This window comes from Escherichia sp. 93.1518, from assembly GCF_013368915.2.
GTDB lineage: Bacteria > Pseudomonadota > Gammaproteobacteria > Enterobacterales > Enterobacteriaceae > Escherichia > Escherichia ruysiae.
The window spans coordinates 163,683-184,459 of sequence record NZ_JABWMT020000007.1 but is presented as its reverse complement, the minus strand read 5'-3'; the positions used below and the strand labels follow the sequence as shown (position 1 = coordinate 184,459).

Sequence of the window (20,777 nt, the reverse complement as noted above, 5' to 3'; positions counted from 1 at the left end):
TTAAATCGACATGTCAGGATAAGACGTGTTGATAAAACAGAATTTGCCTGGCGGCCGTAGCGCGGTGGTCCCACCTGACCCCATGCCGAACTCAGAAGTGAAACGCCGTAGCGCCGATGGTAGTGTGGGGTCTCCCCATGCGAGAGTAGGGAACTGCCAGGCATCAGATAAAGCGAAAGGCCATCCGGAAGGATGGCCTTTTTGCGTTGCTGCAGAAAGAATGCCGGATGCGACGCTGGCGCGTCTTATCCTTCCTACGAAAGATCACGTGGCGTAGGGAAGAGCCGTGTACGCCAGATTCAGCAACGGATACAGTTACATCAATTTACCCACTTCCATACGTTCTCCTTACCAGAAATTTATCCTTAAGCTCCTCAATAACCATTTCCCTGCTAACTAAATTCACTGTTAAGGTTGCATAATCACATGTAACAAATGTATAACACTTGAATTACTAAAAAATAAACAACAGCAACCGACAAAGCATCGGATTATGGCAGGAGAAATAGTGGCATGGCAGAAAGCACTGTGACAGCAGACGGCAAACTGACAAGTAGTGATACTCGTCGCCGCATCTGGGCAATTGTAGGGGCCTCTTCAGGCAACCTGGTCGAATGGTTTGATTTCTACGTCTACTCGTTTTGTTCCCTCTACTTCGCCCATATCTTCTTCCCTTCTGGTAACACGACCACTCAACTACTGCAAACAGCCGGTGTTTTTGCAGCAGGATTCTTGATGCGCCCAATAGGCGGCTGGTTATTTGGTCGAATTGCCGATAAGCATGGCCGCAAGAAATCGATGCTGTTATCAGTATGTATGATGTGTTTCGGCTCTCTGGTTATCGCATGTTTGCCAGGCTATGAAACTATTGGCACCTGGGCTCCGGCGTTGTTACTTCTCGCGCGTTTATTCCAGGGATTATCTGTAGGTGGAGAATATGGCACTAGCGCCACCTATATGAGTGAAGTCGCAGTAGAAGGTCGTAAAGGTTTTTATGCCTCATTTCAGTATGTCACGTTGATCGGCGGACAACTGTTGGCACTACTGGTTGTCGTGGTTTTACAACACACCATGGAAGACGCTGCACTCAGAGAGTGGGGATGGCGCATTCCCTTTGCGTTAGGAGCGGTGTTAGCCGTTGTGGCTTTGTGGTTACGCCGTCAATTGGATGAAACTTCACAACAAGAAACACGCGCTTTAAAAGAAGCTGGATCTCTGAAAGGATTATGGCGCAATCGCCGTGCATTCATCATGGTTCTCGGTTTTACTGCTGCGGGCTCCCTTTGTTTCTATACCTTCACCACTTACATGCAGAAGTATCTGGTGAATACTGCGGGAATGCACGCCAACGTAGCAAGCGGCATTATGACAGCCGCACTGTTTGTATTCATGCTCATCCAGCCGCTCATTGGTGCGCTGTCGGATAAGATTGGCCGTCGAACTTCAATGCTATGTTTCGGTTCTCTGGCAGCCATTTTTACCGTTCCCATTCTCTCAGCATTGCAGAACGTTTCCTCGCCTTATGCCGCTTTTGGTCTGGTGATGTGCGCCCTGCTGATAGTGAGTTTTTATACTTCAATCAGTGGAATACTGAAGGCTGAGATGTTCCCGGCACAGGTTCGCGCATTAGGCGTTGGTCTGTCATATGCGGTCGCCAATGCTATATTTGGCGGCTCAGCGGAGTATGTGGCGCTGTCGCTGAAATCAATAGGAATGGAAACAGCCTTCTTCTGGTATGTAACATTGATGGCCGTGGTGGCGTTTCTGGTTTCTTTGATGCTGCATCGCAAAGGGAAGGGAATGCGTCTTTAGTGATGCGCCAGTTGCCAGATGGTATAGCCGGTAGTTGCACCGGCGACATCCCAGGCAAAATCTTTCCAGCTCCAGCCGCTCCCCTCGGGGCGGCTATCCCAAAGTTCTTTTGACGCGCCCAGCCCAACAGAGAACATCAGCCCGAAAGTCGCACTGCCATCGTGACTCATCCCCTGATGCTGTGCATATTCATTTCCGGCTGCGGAAAGCATCGCCGAGGCGATAAAGTGTTGAGCTTTATCCTGCCCGCTCCAGCTATCGTTAGCCATATGGCTGCATCCAGAAAGTAACAATAGCGAACAGATAAAAAGAATACGCAAAACGTGGGCCTCCAAAAAACAAACCCCGTACAGGACGGGGTTGTGATTACAGGATGCGACTAATTAATCGGTCGATGCGGATACGGCGCAAACGGCGGATAAGTTTGCGAACCTTCACCGGATAATCGGCAATACTTTGCAGATCGCGGTAGTGCTTAACGATGGTGGTATGCTCGCGGATCAGCTCCAGTTCTTTCTCACGCTGTGGCGCAAGTTCCAGTTGCGGATCGTGGATCAAAATGGCATTTTCCAGATCCAGACGCCAGGCGCGTGGGTTGAGGTTATTACCGGTTACCAGCATCCACTTATCATCAACCCACATTCCTTTCAGATGATAGGTGTTGTCGTCATCTTTCCATAACCGAACCACTAACTGGTCAGTATTGACGTAATACTGCAAACGGCTCAGGAAGCGACGCAGATTGATCTCATAAAGATAAGGCAGTGCGCCAATTATCTTGAAAGGTTCATCTTCTGGAATGTAGAAGTCATTCGCGGTTTTATCACCGACAATGATTTCGACCTTCTTCCCTTCGCGCAGCAACTGGATGATATTGCGCACAAGGATTGCTGGCAGGTTGAAGTATGGCGTGCAGATGGTTAGTTTCTGCTCGGCACAAGGCATAAGATGGAAAATGGTCTTGTTCAACAGACTCGATTTCCCCAGACCAACCAACGGCGTTACGGAAAGCTGATCGTTATCGGCATCGCCCTGGAAATGATAAGCGGCATCACGTAGCTCCTGGCGGAACAGGCGAATGTCGTTCTTGATTTCCGGACTTTTTGGGCGATTAACATCATCCAGACGGTTAACTCCGCGACCATTCATAATATTCTGTGTAACCCATTCAAACATAATGTCTGACATCTTACGGTTACGGATCAGATGATAACGGTCGTAGCGGTATTTATCGTGCTGATGCAGATAAACATCGTTCAGGCTGGCACCGCTATAAAGTACGCTATCGTCGATGATAAAGCCTTTAAAGTGCAGAACGCCAAGGGCTTCACGGGTATTGATTGGAACGCCATAAACCGGAACATCTACGCCCGGATTTTCCTGCGCCATGCGGCAGTACCAGTCAGCATTAGTGTTAGATGCCGCAGCGCCAATGCGTCCACGTTGTGCACGATGCCAGTCGACCAGCACCCGCACATCCAGTTCCGGACGCTGCCGTTTAGCCTCATACAACGCGTTCAGAATGCCTTTGCCACCGTCATCCTGTTCGAGATACAGGGCAACGATGCAAATGCGCTGCTTCGCGCTGGCTATTTTTTCCAGCAGCGTCTCCCGGAAGTCGGCGGGAGCGTAAAAGAAATCGACATCATCAACTGATTGAGAAATCTTGGGTAGTTGGGCAAGGTGTTGTTGATGTTTATTACGCTTAAATTTTGACAACATCACAGTGCATTTCTTCTCTGTTCATTGAAGGGTCCTCTGTGCAATGCAGACGACATAAGCGGGCAATAATAACACCAGTCCCGATTAAGTGGTCAACATTTCCAGTACCTTACTCATGATTCCTCGCGCTGGGCAAGATTTAGCGTAAGCCCAACGATCCCCTCTTCGAGCTGGATATCAACGTTAAACCCGAGCTTGCGGGCCAGCGCCACCATGCCACGATTGTTTGGCATCGTAATACCATTCAGACGTTGCAGTCCGTGATCTCGCGTATAGGTAATCAACTTTTCCATTAAGCGGCGGCCTAAGCCTAATCCTTTGAGGTCCGATCGAACCAGTACGGCAAATTCGGCATCGATGTTATCAGGGTCAGAGATCGCTCGTGTGACACCGAGGATCTCTTCTGTTTGATCAATACGTCGTACCGCCACAAAAGCCATTTCTCGATCGTAGTCGATCTGCGTCATGTTGGCTAAATCTTCATGGGTAAATTCGTTGATCTCGCTAAAGTAGCGGTAATAAAGATCTTCTTTGGTGACTCGCGAAATGAATTGCTGAAGCTGTGGCTCATCTTCCGGCAAAATCGGGCGGAACAAGCAGCGTTCACCGTTTTTCAATTCTACCCACTCTTCCAGCTGATGCGGATACGGACGCACAGCAAGGCGACTCTCGTTATCGCCTTCAAACGGCGCGATATCCAGCGTGACATCCAGCGCGGTAAATTCATTGCCGGAAGCCAGCAAAGGATGAATATCCAGCCGCTGAATTTCAGGGCAATCGACAATCAGGTTGGAAACCTGCACCAGAAGCTGACTCAAGCCTGCAACATCCAATGGGCGTAGCGCACTGCGCGCACGAATCTTTTTACTTTTGATCCCCTGAATAACCAGATAGCGAGCCAGGTTCATGTTCAGCGGTGGCAACGCCACGACGGCTTGATCTTCAGGACGCCATTCCACACCGCCTTCACCCAGCATGATCAAAGGCCCGAAAACCGGATCGTGCTCGACGACTACGCGCAACTCCTGAGCGCCTGCACGGTTAGCCATACTTTGCACCAGCAGTCCGTGGATCCGCGCCTGCGGCCAGGCCATTTTTACGCGATCGAAAATAGCGTTCGCGGCTTGCTGGACTTCATTAGCCGTACGCAAATAGAGCATCACGCCCTGAACTTCTGATTTATGCGGAATATCCGGCGAACGCAATTTTAGCGCCACCGGATAACCAATCTGTTCGGCAATATGTACAGCTTCGGTGCTGTCAGTAGCAATCCAGGTGGGGAGCGTGTTCATGCCGTACGCTTGCAGGATGGGCTGAACTTCATGGGTATCGAGTGATGTCGCTCCTTCGGCAATGGCTTGCTGTAGCAGAATATGCGCTTCTGCGGTATTAGAGGTCAGATTGCTGGGCAGCGCCGGCGTTTCGCGTAGTTGCTTCTGGTTTCGCCGGTACTCCACCATATGCATAAAAGCGGTGATGGTTCCTTCCGGCGTTCGATAGGTTGGCAGTCCAGCTTCGCTGAATAAACGTCGTGCCTCTTGCGAGGAGTGCTCGCCACACCAGTTCGTCAGTAGAGATACATACTTGCTGCGGGGATGATGTTTTACCGCTTCAATTAATGCTTGCGCACTTTCTGTTGCGGGCGCTGCGGCGCTGGGCGAATGAATAACCATCAGTGCATCAAAATCCTGGCTGTGGAGCAGAATATCCAGCGTTTTAACATAATGTTCACTGCTGGCGTCATCGCGCAGATCGAGCGGGTTAGAGATAGCGACATGTTCTGGCAGCGTATCGCGCAGTTTCTGGCAGATCTCTTCACTAAGCGTTGCCAGTTTGCCATTGCGCGACCATAAGGCATCCAGCGCCAGCGCGGCAGGCGCGGCACCGTTGCTGATTATCATCAGCCGGTCGCCACGCAGCGGGCGCATATGGCTAAGGGTTTCCACCGCCGAAAACAGTTCGTGAGTGTCCTGCACTCGTAATAAACCTGCGCGCTGAATAGCCGCATCCCACGCCGGGTCCATTCCTGCCGTGGTGTTCAACAGACGTTGAGCCGCTGGGCTACGTCCGCTTTTAATCACCAGAATCGGTTTATTGCGAGAGGCGCTACGGGCAGCCGAAACAAAGCTCCGCGCGTCGCTTAACTGTTCGAGGTAGAGCAGGATGGCACTGGTTTTACTGTCGCGCGCCAGATAATCGAGCAATTCGTCAACGTCGATATCCAGGCTGTCGCCGAGAGCAATAAAATACGAAAAGCCCATCTCACGCTGTTGCGCCCAGTCGAGGATGGTGTTGGAGACGGCAGCCGACTGCGAAATAAACGCCAGCTTGCCGCGTTTAATCGGCACGGGCGAAAAGCTGGCATTCAGACCTTGCCAGGGAGCCAGTAAACCCAGACTGTTTGGTCCTAGCAGGCGCATGTTATGGCGCAGGGCGCAGGCGCGGAGATCTTCGTGTTGCGATGCTGGTGCAGAAAGAATAATGCAGGTTTTACAGCCTTTCTCGCCGAGCTCTTCCAGAAGAGCAAGATTGCGGCTGGCATTGGTACACAAAACCGCAAGGTCGGGTGTAAAGGGCAAGCTGGCAATATCCGGCCAGGCCAGCACACCCAACACCGCTTTCCAGGCTGGCGTCACCGGGAGTACCGGCCCGTTAAAGCCACCCGCCAGCAGGTTACGCATCATCAGGTAACCTGCGCGATTGGGTTTCATCGATGCGCCAATTACCGCTATCGATTTTGGTCGCAGTAGTGCTTCCAGTCCTCGCTGACTCATACCGGTCTCCCGCAGAAGTGACCGAATGATTTTAAACGCTTTCTAACTGTTCTGCTGTGATGCTACCCAGATGTTGCGTTTTTCCTGCCAGATAGCGCGTTTTAAAACGAGTGAAATGCTCGCCTAAGCCCGTTGCTGCTTCGGTATCGCCCGCCATATCTAAAAGTGCGATGGCTACTTCGGCGGTGCAATATTGGCCTTCAGCCTGGGCTTCACGCAGGCGATAGGCAGAAAGCCGGGAAAGATCGACGGAAATGACGGGAAGATTATCCAGATACGGACTTTTACGAAACATTTTCCGAGCTTCCGGCCAGGTGCCATCGAGCATGATAAACAGCGGCGGCTTACCGGAAGGCGGCGAGAAGATGACTTCCCGTTGCTCGCCGGCATACGAGGCAGGAAAAACCACCATTGGTTGGTAATCCGGGTTTTGTACCAGCTCCAGCAAATCTTGCGATGGTTCAGTGCGCGACCATTGAAACGCGACTGTATCCGGCAAGATATCAGCAATTAAACGTCCGGTATTGCTGGGCTTCATTGGCTCGGTATCGAACATCAGCAAACAAAAACGGCTTTTTGCTTCAGTTGGGGTGATTGTCGAACAGAGGCAAAGTTTCTCTGGCAAAAGGCAGCGTTGGCAACGACGAACGCGATTACCACGGGCAAGAAAAGGACGCGTTGCGCGTGCAATACGTTCGGCGCGTAACTGGAGAACAGCGTTTTCGGTCATGAGAGAGGGCGTCGAAAAACCGCCATTGTCGCAGAGGAGAAAACGGGGCACAAGATGCGCCCCGGTAAGATTAAAGAGATTCGTTCAACCAGCTATCGAACGGTGCTTTCGGCACTGCGCCGTTGAGCATGTCAACAACCTGACCATTTTTGAAAATCATAATCGTCGGAATGCTACGAATACCAAAGCGGCTGCTTAATTCACGTTCAGCTTCGGTATTCACTTTTACAAAACGCACTTTACCGCTACGCTCTTGCGCAACATCTTCAAAAATCGGCGCGAAGTTACGGCAGGGGCCGCACCACGGTGCCCAGAAGTCGATCACTACAGGCAGATCGTCTTTCAGCAATTTGTCGAGTGTTTCACCGGTCGCATTAATCACCTCTCCGTCAAACAGGTCGTGACCGCAGCGTCCGCATTTTGCCGCATCTTCGATCCGATCGTCGGGAATGCGATTGATGGCCTGACAATGGGTACAAACGGTATTCATAACTAACCTCGGGATGAGTAAGGAGACTTATCGGCAATGACGCCGGTATGTTTCTAATATGTTACATATTATCAAAGGCAATGTTCCAGACAACAATCTGTTTTATTCAATAGGTATGATAGTCGCAGGCTTTGGTACGAAATCATGGCGAACCGCGCGCACTTCGGGTAATCTGCGCGCTTCGCGCAGCGCTGGTGGAGAAAAGCATGAACGATGAAATGAAAGGTAAAAGCGGCAAGGTCAAAGTGATGTATGTCCGCAGTGATGATGATTCTGATAAACGTACCCATAACCCGCGAACCGGGAAAGGGGGCGGGCGTCCAGGAAAATCTCGTGCCGACGGTGGCCGTCGCCCCGCCCGCGATGACAAACAGAGTCAGCCCCGTGACCGCAAGTGGGAAGATTCGCCGTGGCGCACGGTTTCCCGCGCGCCGGGTGATGAGACGCCGGAAAAGGCCGATCACGGTGGCATCAGTGGTAAAAGTTTTATTGATCCAGAAGTGTTGCGTCGTCAGCGTGCGGAAGAAACCCGCGTTTACGGCGAAAATGCATGTCAGGCACTGTTCCAGAGCCGTCCGGAAGCGATTGTTCGCGCCTGGTTTATCCAGAGCGTAACGCCGCGTTTTAAAGAAGCCTTGCGCTGGATGGCAGCAAACCGCAAAGCGTACCATGTAGTGGATGAAGCGGAACTGACAAAAGCGTCAGGCACGGAACATCACGGCGGCGTTTGCTTCCTGATTAAAAAGCGTAACGGCACAACCGTACAGCAGTGGGTAAGCCAGGCCGGCGCGCAGGATTGTGTACTGGCGCTGGAAAACGAATCTAACCCGCATAACCTGGGTGGCATGATGCGTAGCTGCGCGCACTTTGGCGTGAAAGGCGTTGTGGTGCAGGATGCGGTGTTGCTGGAATCGGGTGCGGCAATCCGTACCGCAGAAGGCGGCGCAGAGCACGTTCAGCCGATTACCGGCGACAACATTGTTAATGTGCTGGATGATTTCCGTCAGGCGGGTTACACCGTAGTGACCACTTCCAGCGAGCAGGGTAAACCGCTGTTCAAAACCAGTCTGCCAGAGAAAATGGTGCTGGTGCTGGGCCAGGAATATGAAGGGCTACCGGATGCCGCACGCGATCCGAACGATTTGCGCGTGAAGATTGATGGTACTGGCAACGTTGCCGGGCTGAATATCTCTGTCGCAACTGGCGTGCTGCTTGGCGAATGGTGGCGTCAGAACAAAGCCTGATAAATCAGCCGGATGGCAACGATGTCATCCGGCATTTTCCCGCAAATTTACTCACTCTCTGCCGGTAACACTGGCATCCAGTCAATCGGTTTTTCGCCACGTTGTTCCAGCCACTGATTTGCCAGCACAAAATGGTTGCAGCCAAAGAATCCACGATGCGCCGAAAGCGGCGACGGATGCGGCGCTTTCAGCACGTGATGGCGTTGCTTATCTATAATCGCCCCTTTCTTTTGCGCATGTGATCCCCATAACAAAAACACCACGCCTTCACGATGCTGATTAATCAGGCTGATGACTTTATCAGTAAACGTTTCCCAGCCGAGGCTGGCGTGGGAATGTGCCTGGCCTGCGCGTACCGTCAATACGGTGTTGAGCAGGAGAACCCCCTGACGTGCCCAGCTTTCAAGATAGCCATGTGTCGGGCGAGTAAAGCCTGGAAGGGTATTTTCCAGTTCTTTATACATATTCAGTAGAGAAGGCGGTATAGCAATACCTGGGCGAACGGAAAATGCCAGACCGTGCGCTTGTCCGGGGCCGTGGTAAGGGTCCTGGCCGAGGATCACCACTTTGACATCGCCCAGTTCAGTAAAGCGAAAGGCGTTAAAAACATCTTTTTGTGGTGGGTAGATGGTTATCCCGGACTGCCGCTCGCTGGCAACGGTCTGGAGGGTGTTAAGAAAATAGGGTTGCTGCTTTTCTTCAGCCAGCACGTCATGCCAGGTTAATTGGTTAGTCATCTCGCTCTCCTGCGGATCTTCAATCCGCCTAGCTTAACTGCTTCTTTCTACAGAACAAAATCAAGCTCATTTTTTAGCCATGAACGAGTGCAAAAAAGTGTAAATTGGTAAAATCTCACGCTCGCATAAGTTGATGTAAAACAATAAAATCCATTTCCGACCACATTTGATGTGTGGTTTTTGTTGATTTAAATCAAAGAATCAAGGGTGTTTGAGGAGTATATATACACTCAAGCAACAATGGTTTTACCAATTGGCCGCGACAGGCTAATCAAATCAAATAATTTGCCGGGGAGGCATCACATGATTACAGGTATCCAGATTACTAAAGCCGCTAATGACGATCTGCTGAACTCTTTCTGGCTGCTGGACAGCGAAAAAGGCGAAGCGCGTTGCATCGTTGCGAAAGCAGGTTTTGCAGAAGACGAAGTGGTTGCAGTAAGCAAACTGGGTGACATTGAATACCGTGAAGTTCCAGTAGAAGTTAAACCAGAAGTTCGCGTTGAAGGTGGTCAGCACCTGAACGTAAACGTTCTGCGTCGTGAAACTCTGGAAGATGCAGTTAAGCATCCGGAAAAATATCCGCAGCTGACTATCCGTGTATCCGGTTATGCAGTTCGCTTCAACTCTCTGACTCCGGAACAGCAGCGCGACGTTATCGCTCGTACCTTTACTGAAAGCCTGTAAGGCTTAAGTAGCAAGTTATTAAGCGGAAGAGGGTAATCTCTTCCGCTTTTCTTTTGTCTTTCAATAGAAAATACGTACCGCACAATAGACCAGCAACAGCGCCAGAACGATATTCAACTGGCGACCATAGTGGCGAAACAATCGCTGAAACAGATGCCCCGCCAGCGCCCAACAGACATTGCCAAACGTCCCAATCATCGCCAGCAAAACGCTGACGCCAACTACCCAGCTTAACGCCTGTGTTTGCGGCAGAACAAACGTCGACAGTGCCGTAATGCCGTACAAAATAATTTTGACGTTCACAAACTGTAGCGCAAAGCTCGCCCAAAAGCTGATCGGTTTTGCCTGAAGTCCGTCTTCTTTTGTTGGACTGGTAGCGATTTTCCACGCCAGCCAGACAATATATGCTGCCCCCGCCCAACTCAACAGATGCACTGCTGCCGGGTCGATAACAGCCAATGAAAATGAAATTCCCGCACATAGCAGCATGACAATCAAAAATCCCAGACTCATCCCCGCCAGTACGCGGGTAATCTGACGAAACCCATGCGACGTGGCTGAACTCAGCGCAAGAATATTGTTCGGTCCAGGCGTGAGGGCAGTAATCAGGGTGTAGGTCCAGAAAGCACTTAATAGGGTCGGTGTCACTTGTTATCTCCTCTGTTTTGGTAGACAGTACCCGACATGAAACATTTAAAAAAATGAATGTTTTTACATTCTAAATTCGATATTTTCGATAGGTTTGGGGTTATGGATCTGCGCCGCTTTATTACGCTAAAAACCGTGGTGGAAGAGGGTTCCTTTTTGCGAGCTTCGCAAAAATTGTGCTGTACACAATCGACGGTGACTTTTCATATTCAGCAGCTTGAGCAGGAGTTCTCGGTCCAGTTATTTGAGAAAATTGGCCGACGGATGTGCCTCACTCGCGAAGGTAAAAAGCTGCTGCCGTACATCTATGAACTTACCAGAGTGATGGATACCCTTCGTGAGGCTGCCAAAAAAGAGTCGGATCCGGACGGGGAACTACGCGTTGTTTCGGGCGAAACGTTACTCTCTTACCGAATGCCGCAGGTGTTGCAGCGTTTTCGGCAACGCGCACCAAAAGTGCGTTTATCGTTGCAGTCGCTGAACTGTTACGTGATCCGTGATGCGCTACTGAATGATGAGGCAGATGTTGGGGTTTTTTATCGCGTAGGGAATGATGATGCTCTGAACCGACGAGAGTTGGGTGAACAATCACTGGTGCTGGTGGCTTCACCGCAAATTGCAGATGTCGATTTTACTGAGCCGGGAAGACATAACGCCTGTAGCTTTATTATTAACGAACCGCAATGCGTCTTCCGCCAGATATTTGAAAGCACGCTGCGTCAGCGGCGGATTACGGTGGAACACACCATTGAGCTTATAAGCATTGAAAGTATCAAGCGATGTGTCGCGGCAAACATCGGAGTCAGCTACTTACCGCGATTTGCGGTAGCAAAAGAGCTGGAGTGCGGAGAATTAATTGAATTACCCTTCGGCGAACCGTCGCAGACCATTACGGCAATGTGCGCTCACCATGCCGGAAAAGCGGTTAGCCCGGCGATGCACATTTTTATTCAGTGTGTTGAAGAGTGTTTTTTGCCGGGATAAAAAAATACCGGGCTTAAACCCGGCATTATGATTACTCTTCTGTCGTTTGCGGCGGCACGCCCGTTCCGCTTGGTTTGCGGCGCTTACCAATATTTTTGGTATCGCGATGGCGTTTTTTCACCCGTGGCTTCTCTTTCTCTTTAGCCTTTTTCTTCTCGGCGCGTTTTGCCAACACTTTTTTCGATGGCTTGCCGGTCTGTTTCTCGCTTGGCGCACGCGTTTTCGGGCGTAACTCATCAATTACGCGAGCTTTAATTGGCTCTTCAATATAACGGCCAACTTTACCCAGCAGCAGATGGTCATGAGCTTCAACCAGCGAGATAGCGATACCTTTACGACCAGCGCGAGCGGTACGCCCGATACGGTGCAAATAAGTATCGCCACTGCGCGGCATATCGAAGTTAAAGACGTGGCTGACATCCGGAATGTCGATACCGCGTGCGGCAACATCGGTTGCAACCAGCACGTTAACACGACCTTCGGTCAGGCGTTTGATCGCTTCGTTACGCTTGCCTTGTACCATCTCACCTTCGAGATAGCAGTTGTTGATGCCCGCTTCGCGCAGCCAGTTTGCCAGCTCATGCACACGCTCACGCTTACGCACAAACACAATTGAGCGGGTCGCTTCTGGTTGTTTTAACAGATGCACCAGCAACGCGGTTTTATGCTCAAGGTCATCGGCACGGTAATACCACTGATGAATTTTTTTGCGCTCACGAGTGGACGGATTCGCAGAAACCTCCACTGGATCTTCCAGTAGACGCTCAGCAAAATCCTGAATGGCATCGCCTTCCAGCGTTGCTGAGAAGAGCAGGGTTTGTTTACGCCAGCGAGTTTCGCCAGCAATATGTTCGATATCCTGGGCGAAGCCCATATCCAGCATACGGTCTGCTTCGTCGAGGATCAGTGTTTCAACCGCGCGGCAATCAAAGTTCTCTTCTTTTATATACTGCAGCAGACGACCGGTTGTGGCGACCACGATGTCCTGGTTTTCGCTGAACACTTCTGCGTGGTTCATATAAGCCACGCCACCAGTGATGGTGGCGATATCCAGATGCGTATGTTTCGCCAGTTCGCGGGCATGATCGGCCACCTGCATCGCCAGTTCGCGAGTTGGGGTGAGGATCAAAATACGCGGCGGACCGGATTTCTTACGCGGGAAATCGAGCAGGTGCTGCAACGCTGGCAGCAGATACGCCGCCGTTTTACCGGTGCCTGTCGGCGCAGAACCGAGTACATCACGGCCATCGAGCGCAGGCGGAATGGCGGCAGCCTGAATGGCGGTCGGGCGAGTGAAACCTTTATCCTGGAGTGCTTCCAGCAGGCTTTCGTCGAGTTCAAGTTCGGAAAAAGTCGTTACAGTCATGTTCTACCTCTGTGTGGGGCGCTGATTATAGACGTTACGGCTGCAATCTTCATCTGTTTGTATGGATATCGCTTCTCAGGTATTGTTCTTACCCGGTGCTATCGCCGTTTTTCCAGCAAGGTTTTATTTTCATGTCACAGTCTACATCCGTGCTTCGTCGTAATGGATTTACTTTTAAACAGTTTTTTGTCGCACACGATCGCTGTGCAATGAAAGTGGGAACGGATGGAATTTTGCTGGGCGCATGGGCTCCTGTGGCTGGGGTAAAACGCTGCCTTGATATCGGCAGCGGTAGCGGGTTATTGGCTTTGATGCTGGCGCAGCGCACCGATGATGGCGTGATAATCGATGCGGTTGAAATTGAAAACGAAGCGGCTGCCCAGGCGCAGAAAAATATCGCGCAGTCCCCGTGGGCAGAGCGGATTAACGTCCATACGGGGGATATTCAGCAGTGGCTTACCCAGCAGACAACGCGCTTTGATTTAATCATCAGTAACCCGCCGTATTATCAGCAGGGAGTAGAGTGCGCAACACCACAGCGGGAGCAGGCGCGCTATACCACTACGCTTGATCACCAGACGTTGCTCACTTGCGCGGCAGAATGCATTACCGAAGAGGGATTTTTCTGCGTGGTGCTGCCAGAACAGATCGGTAATGGTTTTACTGAACTGGCGTTAAATATGGGCTGGCATTTACGTTTACGGACGGATGTGGCGGAAAACGAAGCGCGACTGCCGCATCGGGTGCTGCTGGCATTCTCCCCACAGGCGGGGGAGTGTTTTAGCGATCGCTTAGTGATTCGTGGGCCAGACCAGAACTATTCCGAAGCGTATACGGCGCTGACCCAGGCTTTTTATCTGTTTATGTAATAATTGCCGGGGGTGAGAATCGATGGACCGGAATGCGTGAGTAGCTCCGGGTAATCCAGCGTGTAATGCAAGCCCCGACTCTCTTTGCGCATTATCGCGCAGCGAACAATCAACTCGGCAACCTGCACCAGATTACGCAGCTCCAGCAAATTATTCGACACACGGAAGTGAGCATAATATTCATCTATCTCCTGCTGCAGTATATTGATCCGCCGCAGGGCGCGCTCCAGGCGCTTTGTTGTGCGTACAATGCCCACGTAATCCCACATAAACAGGCGTAACTCATGCCAGTTATGTTGAATCACCACCAGTTCATCAGGATTCTCAACGCGGCTTTCATCCCACGGCGGTAACGTACTGACGCCGCGCACATAAGGCATACGCTTTGCAATATCTTCCGCTGCCGACCAGCCGTAGACCAGACACTCCAGCAATGAGTTAGAGGCCATTCGGTTAGCGCCATGTAATCCTGTATAGCTGACTTCACCAATGGCATACAGGCCATCAACGTCGGTACGCCCATAATCATCTACCATCACGCCACCGCAGGTGTAGTGCGCAGCGGGCACTATTGGCACAGGCTCTTTCGTGAGATCAATGCCCAGCCCCAATAACTTTTCATAAATCATTGGGAAATGCTGACGAATAAAATCGGCGGGCTTATGGCTGATGTCGAGGAACATACAATCCGCGCCGAGGCGTTTCATTTCATGGTCAATGGCGCGGGCGACAATATCGCGCGGGGCCAGTTCGCCGCGCTCATCAAACTCGGGCATAAATCGTGTACCGTCCGGGCGTTTCAAATAAGCGCCTTCGCCACGTAAGGCTTCCGTTAACAGGAAATTTCGAGCCTGTGGATGATACAGTGCGGTAGGGTGGAACTGATTAAATTCTAGATTAGCAACCCGGCAACCCGCGCGCCAGGCCATGGCAATACCATCGCCGGAGGATATATCAGGATTAGTGGTATACTGATAAACTTTCGATGCGCCTCCGGTTGCCAGCACTACCGCTTTTGCGTGGCAGGTTTCTACCGCTTCTTTATTGCGATTCCACACCCATGCGCCAACAACCCGTCGCGTACCCGGCAGACCAATTTTGTCAGAAATAATCAGATCGACGGCGTTGCTGCGTTCCAGCACGCGAATATTCGGATGGTTCTGCGCCTTGCTCACTAGTGTGGTTTCTACTTCTTTACCAGTAGCGTCGGCGGCATGAAGAATACGACGGTGACTATGTCCACCTTCACGGGTCAGATGGTAGCTCTCTTCGCCATTTGGCTGAACGTGGGTATCAAACAACACCCCCTGGTCGATCAACCATTGCACGCAGGAACGCGCATTGCTGGCAACAAATTCAACAGCATGGCGATCGCAAATTCCGGCACCAGCAATTAAGGTATCTTCCACATGTGAATCGATGCTGTCAGTTTCATCAAACACGGCGGCAATTCCGCCCTGGGCGTAAAACGTCGAGCCTTCTGTAACTGGACCTTTACTTAGAACGATGACTTGATGCTTATCCGCCAGACGTAGCGCCAGTGAAAGCCCGGCGGCACCGCTACCAATAATCAACACATCACAAGAATGTTCAGGGAAAATATTCATTTTGATTGTTTAATTTACTAAACACCGTTCGGCCAGCATAGCATCATGTTGTATAATTAAACACCTGTTATTTTGATGTTTGTTGCATGGGCTAAACATGTTGATTCAGGGAGGCGGGAAAAAGAGAAGTTGATCGTCGGCGGAGGATTAGGTGGTGAAATAAAAAGGCCGTTGGGTTACTCTTCAGGCAGTTAAATGGGCATTTCTACACAGATAATGCGTTATTCAGATTCTGTAGACTTATAATGATAGATAATGATCCGTCTACAGCATGACAAACAAAAACAGATGCGTTACGGAACTTTACAAAAACGAGACACTCTAACCCTTTGCTTGCTCAAATTGCAGCTAATGGAGTGGCGTTTCGATAGCGCGTGGAAATTTGGTTTGGGGAGATTTTACCTCGGATGAGCGAGCAGTTAACGGACCAGGTTCTGGTTGAGCGGGTCCAGAAGGGAGATCAGAAAGCCTTTAACTTACTGGTAGTGCGCTATCAGCATAAGGTGGCGAGTCTGGTTTCCCGCTATGTGCCGTCGGGTGATGTTCCCGATGTGGTACAAGAAGCTTTTATTAAAGCCTATCGTGCGCTGGATTCGTTCCGGGGAGATAGTGCTTTTTATACATGGCTGTATCGGATTGCTGTTAATACGGCAAAAAATTACCTGGTTGCTCAGGGGCGTCGTCCACCTTCCAGTGATGTGGATGCCATTGAAGCTGAAAACTTCGAAAGTGGCGGCGCGCTAAAAGAAATTTCGAACCCTGAGAACTTAATGTTGTCAGAAGAACTGAGACAGATAGTTTTCCGAACTATTGAGTCCCTCCCGGAAGATTTACGCATGGCAATAACCTTGCGGGAGCTGGATGGCCTGAGCTATGAAGAGATAGCCGCTATCATGGATTGTCCGGTAGGTACGGTGCGTTCACGTATCTTCCGAGCGAGGGAAGCTATTGATAATAAAGTTCAACCGCTTATCAGGCGTTGACGATAGCGGGATACTGGATAAGGGTATTAGGCATGCAGAAAGAACAACTTTCCGCTTTAATGGATGGCGAAACGCTGGATAGTGAGCTGCTTAACGAACTGGCTCACAACCCGGAAATGCAGAAAACCTGGGAAAACTATCACTTAATCCGTGACTCTATGCGGGGTGATACTCCCGAGGTGCTTCATTTCGATATCTCTTCCCGCGTGATGGCTGCCATTGAAGAAGAGCCAGTACGTCAACCGACGACATTGATCCCAGAGGCTCAGCCTGCACCGCATCAATGGCAGAAAATGCCATTTTGGCAGAAAGTACGTCCATGGGCGGCACAGCTTACCCAAATGGGCGTAGCGGCGTGTGTATCGCTTGCAGTTATCGTTGGCGTCCAGCACTATAATGGACAATCTGAAACGTCCCAGCAGCCCGAAACTCCGGTATTTAATACTCTGCCGATGATGGGTAAAGCCAGTCCGGTAAGTCTGGGAGTGCCTTCTGAAGCGACCGCGAATAATGGTCAACAGCAGCAGGTACAGGAGCAGCGTCGTCGCATTAATGCCATGTTACAGGATTACGAACTGCAACGTCGACTTCACTCCGAACAGCTTCAGTTTGAGCAGGCACAAACACAGCAAGCCGCTGTACAGGTGCCAGGAATTCAAACTTTAGGAACGCAATCGCAGTAATGAAGCAACTTTGGTTTGCCATGTCATTAGTGACAGGTAGCCTGTTATTCTCTGCTAACGCCTCGGCCACCCCTGCGTCCGGGGCGTTATTACAGCAGATGAACCTGGCTAGTCAGTCACTGAATTACGAGCTGTCATTCATCAGCATCAATAAACAAGGTGTTGAGTCCCTGCGTTATCGACATGCACGCCTCGATAACCGTCCTCTTGCACAGTTGTTGCAAATGGATGGGCCGCGTCGGGAAGTGGTACAGCGCGGCAATGAAATCAGCTATTTTGAACCGGGCCTTGAACCGTTCACACTTAATGGCGATTACATTGTTGATTCTCTGCCATCGCTCATCTATACCGATTTCAAACGCCTTTCTCCTTACTACGACTTTATCTCCGTGGGGCGCACGCGTATTGCCGACCGCTTATGTGAGGTAATCCGCGTAGTCGCCCGTGATGGCACACGCTACAGCTACATCGTATGGATGGATACCGAATCGAAATTACCGATGCGGGTAGATCTCCTTGATCGCGATGGTGAAACGCTGGAACAATTCCGTGTGATTGCTTTCAACGTCAATCAGGATATCAGCAGCAGTATGCAGACGCTGGCGAAGGCGAACTTGCCACCGCTGCTTTCTGTACCAGTGGGGGAAAAAGCCAAATTTAACTGGGCTCCAACCTGGTTGCCACAGGGGTTTAGCGAAGTTTCCAGCAGTCGGCGTCCGCTACCGACGATGGACAACATGCCTATCGAATCACGTCTCTATTCCGACGGATTATTCAGCTTTTCGGTAAACGTTAACCGTGCTACGCCATCGAGCACCGACCAGATGTTGCGCACCGGACGCAGAACCGTTAGTACCAGCGTACGTGATAACGCCGAAATCACCATTGTTGGTGAACTGCCACCGCAAACGGCGAAGCGCATTGCCGAGAATATTAAGTTTGGGGCAGGGCAATGATTAAAGAGTGGGCCACTGTCGTCTCCTGGAAAAACGGGCAGGCGCTGGTCAGTTGTGATGTCAAAGCCTCATGCAGCAGCTGCGCTTCCCGTGCTGGTTGCGGTAGCCGCGTGTTGAATAAACTTGGCCCGCAAACCACACATACCATCGTCGTACCCTGTGATGAGCCGTTAGTGCCGGGGCAAAAAGTGGAATTAGGAATCGCCGAAGGCAGCCTGCTCAGCTCCGCATTACTGGTTTATATGTCGCCGCTAGTGGGATTATTCCTCATCGCTTCGTTATTTCAGCTACTCTTTGCTTCAGATATTGCAGCATTATGCGGTGCGATTCTCGGCGGCGTTGGCGGATTCCTCATTGCGCGTGGATACTCACGTAAGTTTGCTGCCCGGGCAGAATGGCAACCTGTCATCTTAAGCGTGGCATTGCCGCCTGGCCTTGTGCGATTTGAAACATCTTCGGAAGACGCGAGCCAGTGATTTCACTGGCTTTGTTGTATTTTGCATAACAAATGCGAGGACGTTTCCAGATACCACAATCCATACGGTATGAACATTTCCTCGCCTCAATGTTGTAGTGTAGAATGCGGCGTTTCTATTAATACAGACGTTAAGCTCAGAACAGCGACTTCTAAAAGCCTGGTTAACCGGGCATTAAGGCACAATAATCATACTTTATGAAGAATATACGTAACTTTTCGATCATAGCTCACATTGACCACGGTAAATCGACGCTGTCTGACCGTATTATCCAGATCTGCGGTGGCCTGTCTGACCGTGAAATGGAGGCACAGGTTCTCGATTCCATGGATCTTGAGCGTGAGCGTGGCATAACTATCAAAGCGCAGAGCGTGACGCTGGACTATAAAGCGTCCGATGGCGAAACCTATCAACTTAACTTTATCGACACCCCAGGTCATGTGGACTTCTCTTATGAAGTATCGCGTTCGCTGGCCGCTTGTGAAGGCGCATTGCTGGTGGTTGACGCCGGGCAGGGCGTAGAAGCGCAAACCCTGGCAAACTGCTACACCGCAATGGAAATGGATCTCGAGGTAGTGCCGGTACTGAACAAGATTGACCTGCCGGCAGCCGATCCTGAACGAGTTGCGGAAGAAATTGAAGATATCGTTGGAATCGACGCCACCGACGCAGTGCGTTGCTCGGCGAAAACCGGCGTTGGTGTGCAGGACGTTCTCGAACGTCTGGTGCGCGACATCCCACCGCCGGAAGGCGATCCGGAAGGCCCGTTGCAGGCTCTGATTATCGACTCCTGGTTCGACAACTACCTGGGCGTTGTTTCACTTATCCGTATTAAAAACGGCACCCTGCGTAAGGGCGACAAAGTGAAAGTCATGAGTACCGGGCAGACTTATAACGCCGATCGTCTGGGTATTTTCACGCCGAAGCAAGTTGACCGTACAGAGCTGAAATGTGGCGAAGTAGGCTGGTTGGTATGTGCGATTAAAGATATTCACGGCGCACCAGTCGGTGACACCTTAACGCTGGCGCGTAATCCGGCAGAAAAGGCGCTGCCAGGATTTAAGAAAGTTAAACCGCAGGTTTACGCCGGTCTGTTCCCGGTAAGTTCCGACGACTATGAAGCCTTCCGCGATGCGCTGGGTAAATTGAGTCTCAACGATGCCTCTTTGTTCTACGAGCCGGAAAGTTCTACAGCACTGGGCTTTGGTTTCCGCTGTGGCTTCCTCGGCCTGCTGCACATGGAGATTATTCAGGAACGTCTGGAACGCGAGTACGATCTTGACCTGATTACTACCGCTCCGACAGTAGTGTATGAAGTAGAAACTACGGGGAAAGAAGTTATCTACGTCGACAGCCCGTCTAAGCTGCCAGCGGTGAATAACATCTATGAACTGCGCGAGCCGATAGCAGAGTGTCACATGCTGCTGCCGCAGGCGTATCTTGGTAACGTCATTACGTTGTGCGTAGAAAAACGCGGCGTACAGACCAACATGGTTTATCACGGGAACCAGGTGGCACTGACGTATGAGATCCCGATGGCGGAAGTGGTACTCGACTTCTTCGATCGCCTGAAATCTACCTCGCGTGGTTATGCGTCTTTGGATTACAACTTCAAACGCTTCCAGGCGTCCGACATGGTGCGTGTTGACGTTTTAATCAACGGTGAACGTGTTGATGCGCTGGCGTTGATCACCCACCGTGATAATTCGCAAAACCGTGGTCGCGAGCTGGTGGAGAAGATGAAAGATCTGATCCCCCGCCAGCAGTTTGATATCGCCATTCAGGCTGCGATTGGAACGCACATCATTGCGCGTTCCACCGTGAAACAGCTGCGTAAAAACGTACTGGCTAAATGTTATGGCGGCGATATCAGCCGTAAGAAAAAGCTGCTGCAGAAGCAGAAAGAAGGTAAGAAACGCATGAAGCAGATCGGTAACGTCGAACTGCCGCAGGAAGCGTTCCTCGCCATTCTGCACGTCGGCAAAGACAACAAATAACCATTAGGAGTT

20 protein-coding genes and 1 rRNA gene are annotated in these 20,777 nt (G+C 50.9%); 12 read left to right on the top strand and 9 right to left on the bottom strand.

Features of this window, described 5'->3' with window-relative positions:
- The first annotated feature begins 46 nt into the window (after positions 1–46).
- Both rrf and kgtP read left to right on the top strand, forming a co-directional pair.
- Positions 47–162 (top strand): 5S ribosomal RNA (gene rrf, locus HEN21_RS07590).
- Between the two features lie 351 nt (positions 163–513).
- Positions 514–1,812 carry an alpha-ketoglutarate permease gene (gene kgtP, locus HEN21_RS07585; RefSeq protein WP_000841089.1) on the top strand — a complete coding sequence of 433 codons (1,299 nt, stop codon included), beginning with the start codon at positions 514–516 and terminating at the stop codon, positions 1,810–1,812.
- Here the strand turns inward: kgtP and HEN21_RS07580 are convergent.
- The 5 genes from HEN21_RS07580 to trxC all read right to left on the bottom strand — a co-directional run bounded on the left by HEN21_RS07580 (position 1,809) and on the right by trxC (position 7,528).
- Positions 1,809–2,132, bottom strand: a complete 324-nt coding sequence (locus HEN21_RS07580) for a YfiM family lipoprotein (protein WP_176252250.1) — start codon at positions 2,130–2,132, stop codon at positions 1,809–1,811. The genes kgtP and HEN21_RS07580 overlap by 4 nt on opposite strands.
- Before the next feature lie 46 nt (positions 2,133–2,178).
- A complete protein-coding gene (gene pssA, locus HEN21_RS07575; RefSeq protein ID WP_000949267.1) occupies positions 2,179–3,534 on the bottom strand; it encodes a CDP-diacylglycerol--serine O-phosphatidyltransferase in 1,356 nt (451 codons plus the stop codon).
- A 113-nt stretch (positions 3,535–3,647) separates the two neighbouring features.
- Entirely contained in the window at positions 3,648–6,308 is a 2,661-nt protein-coding gene (gene patZ, locus HEN21_RS07570; RefSeq protein ID WP_176252251.1) for a peptidyl-lysine N-acetyltransferase PatZ, read from the bottom strand.
- Between the two features lie 31 nt (positions 6,309–6,339).
- Positions 6,340–7,038, bottom strand: a complete 699-nt coding sequence (gene tapT, locus HEN21_RS07565) for a tRNA-uridine aminocarboxypropyltransferase (protein WP_000138187.1) — start codon at positions 7,036–7,038, stop codon at positions 6,340–6,342.
- 70 nt (positions 7,039–7,108) lie between these two features.
- Positions 7,109–7,528, bottom strand: coding sequence for a thioredoxin TrxC (gene trxC / locus HEN21_RS07560; RefSeq protein ID WP_001098726.1), 420 nt, complete (start codon positions 7,526–7,528; stop codon positions 7,109–7,111).
- A gap of 206 nt (positions 7,529–7,734) precedes the next feature.
- Here trxC and HEN21_RS07555 point away from each other — a divergent pair, with 206 nt between their 5' ends.
- On the top strand, positions 7,735–8,772 hold the full coding sequence (locus HEN21_RS07555; RefSeq protein ID WP_176252252.1) for a tRNA/rRNA methyltransferase: 1,038 nt from the start codon (positions 7,735–7,737) through the stop codon (positions 8,770–8,772).
- Between the two features lie 47 nt (positions 8,773–8,819).
- Here HEN21_RS07555 and ung read toward each other — a convergent pair whose 3' ends face one another.
- Positions 8,820–9,509, bottom strand: coding sequence for a uracil-DNA glycosylase (ung, locus tag HEN21_RS07550; protein WP_000184514.1), 690 nt, complete (start codon positions 9,507–9,509; stop codon positions 8,820–8,822).
- A gap of 303 nt (positions 9,510–9,812) precedes the next feature.
- On the opposite strand from ung, the gene grcA reads away from it, so the two are divergent.
- Positions 9,813–10,196 carry an autonomous glycyl radical cofactor GrcA gene (grcA, locus tag HEN21_RS07545; protein WP_000627804.1) on the top strand — a complete coding sequence of 128 codons (384 nt, stop codon included), beginning with the start codon at positions 9,813–9,815 and terminating at the stop codon, positions 10,194–10,196.
- Between the two features lie 60 nt (positions 10,197–10,256).
- On the opposite strand, the gene eamB is transcribed toward grcA, so the two are convergent.
- Positions 10,257–10,844, bottom strand: coding sequence for a cysteine/O-acetylserine transporter (eamB, locus tag HEN21_RS07540; protein WP_176252253.1), 588 nt, complete (start codon positions 10,842–10,844; stop codon positions 10,257–10,259).
- 102 nt (positions 10,845–10,946) lie between these two features.
- Between eamB and HEN21_RS07535 the strand changes: the two genes are divergently transcribed.
- A complete protein-coding gene (locus tag HEN21_RS07535) occupies positions 10,947–11,828 on the top strand; it encodes a LysR family transcriptional regulator (RefSeq protein ID WP_176252254.1) in 882 nt (293 codons plus the stop codon).
- A 31-nt stretch (positions 11,829–11,859) separates the two neighbouring features.
- Here the strand turns inward: HEN21_RS07535 and srmB are convergent, their stop codons facing one another.
- Entirely contained in the window at positions 11,860–13,194 is a 1,335-nt protein-coding gene (gene srmB / locus HEN21_RS07530) for an ATP-dependent RNA helicase SrmB (protein ID WP_000219187.1), read from the bottom strand.
- Positions 13,195–13,325: 131 nt separating this feature from the next.
- Between srmB and trmN the strand changes: the two genes are divergently transcribed.
- Complete coding sequence (trmN, locus tag HEN21_RS07525; RefSeq protein WP_010349146.1) at positions 13,326–14,063, top strand: tRNA(1)(Val) (adenine(37)-N(6))-methyltransferase TrmN; 738 nt, start codon at positions 13,326–13,328, stop codon at positions 14,061–14,063.
- Here the strand turns inward: trmN and nadB are convergent.
- Entirely contained in the window at positions 14,048–15,670 is a 1,623-nt protein-coding gene (gene nadB / locus HEN21_RS07520) for an L-aspartate oxidase (protein WP_176252255.1), read from the bottom strand. The genes trmN and nadB overlap by 16 nt on opposite strands.
- A gap of 255 nt (positions 15,671–15,925) precedes the next feature.
- Here nadB and rseD point away from each other — a divergent pair, with 255 nt between their 5' ends.
- From rseD to lepA, 6 genes are all read left to right on the top strand, one after another.
- Complete coding sequence (gene rseD, locus HEN21_RS07515; RefSeq protein ID WP_032147913.1) at positions 15,926–16,081, top strand: rpoE leader peptide RseD; 156 nt, start codon at positions 15,926–15,928, stop codon at positions 16,079–16,081.
- A complete protein-coding gene (rpoE, locus tag HEN21_RS07510; protein WP_001295364.1) occupies positions 16,078–16,653 on the top strand; it encodes an RNA polymerase sigma factor RpoE in 576 nt (191 codons plus the stop codon). Before rseD ends, rpoE begins: the two co-directional genes overlap by 4 nt.
- A gap of 32 nt (positions 16,654–16,685) precedes the next feature.
- Entirely contained in the window at positions 16,686–17,336 is a 651-nt protein-coding gene (rseA, locus tag HEN21_RS07505) for an anti-sigma-E factor RseA (RefSeq protein WP_001168448.1), read from the top strand.
- The gene (gene rseB, locus HEN21_RS07500) at positions 17,336–18,292 is read left to right on the top strand and encodes a sigma-E factor regulatory protein RseB (RefSeq protein WP_000812043.1); all 957 of its coding nucleotides are present in this window, start codon (positions 17,336–17,338) and stop codon (positions 18,290–18,292) included. Before rseA ends, rseB begins: the two co-directional genes overlap by 1 nt.
- Positions 18,289–18,768 carry a SoxR-reducing system protein RseC gene (gene rseC, locus HEN21_RS07495; protein ID WP_000589062.1) on the top strand — a complete coding sequence of 160 codons (480 nt, stop codon included), beginning with the start codon at positions 18,289–18,291 and terminating at the stop codon, positions 18,766–18,768. Before rseB ends, rseC begins: the two co-directional genes overlap by 4 nt.
- 197 nt (positions 18,769–18,965) lie before the next feature.
- Complete coding sequence (lepA, locus tag HEN21_RS07490) at positions 18,966–20,765, top strand: translation elongation factor 4 (protein WP_000790174.1); 1,800 nt, start codon at positions 18,966–18,968, stop codon at positions 20,763–20,765.
- The last annotated feature ends 12 nt before the right edge of the window (positions 20,766–20,777 follow it).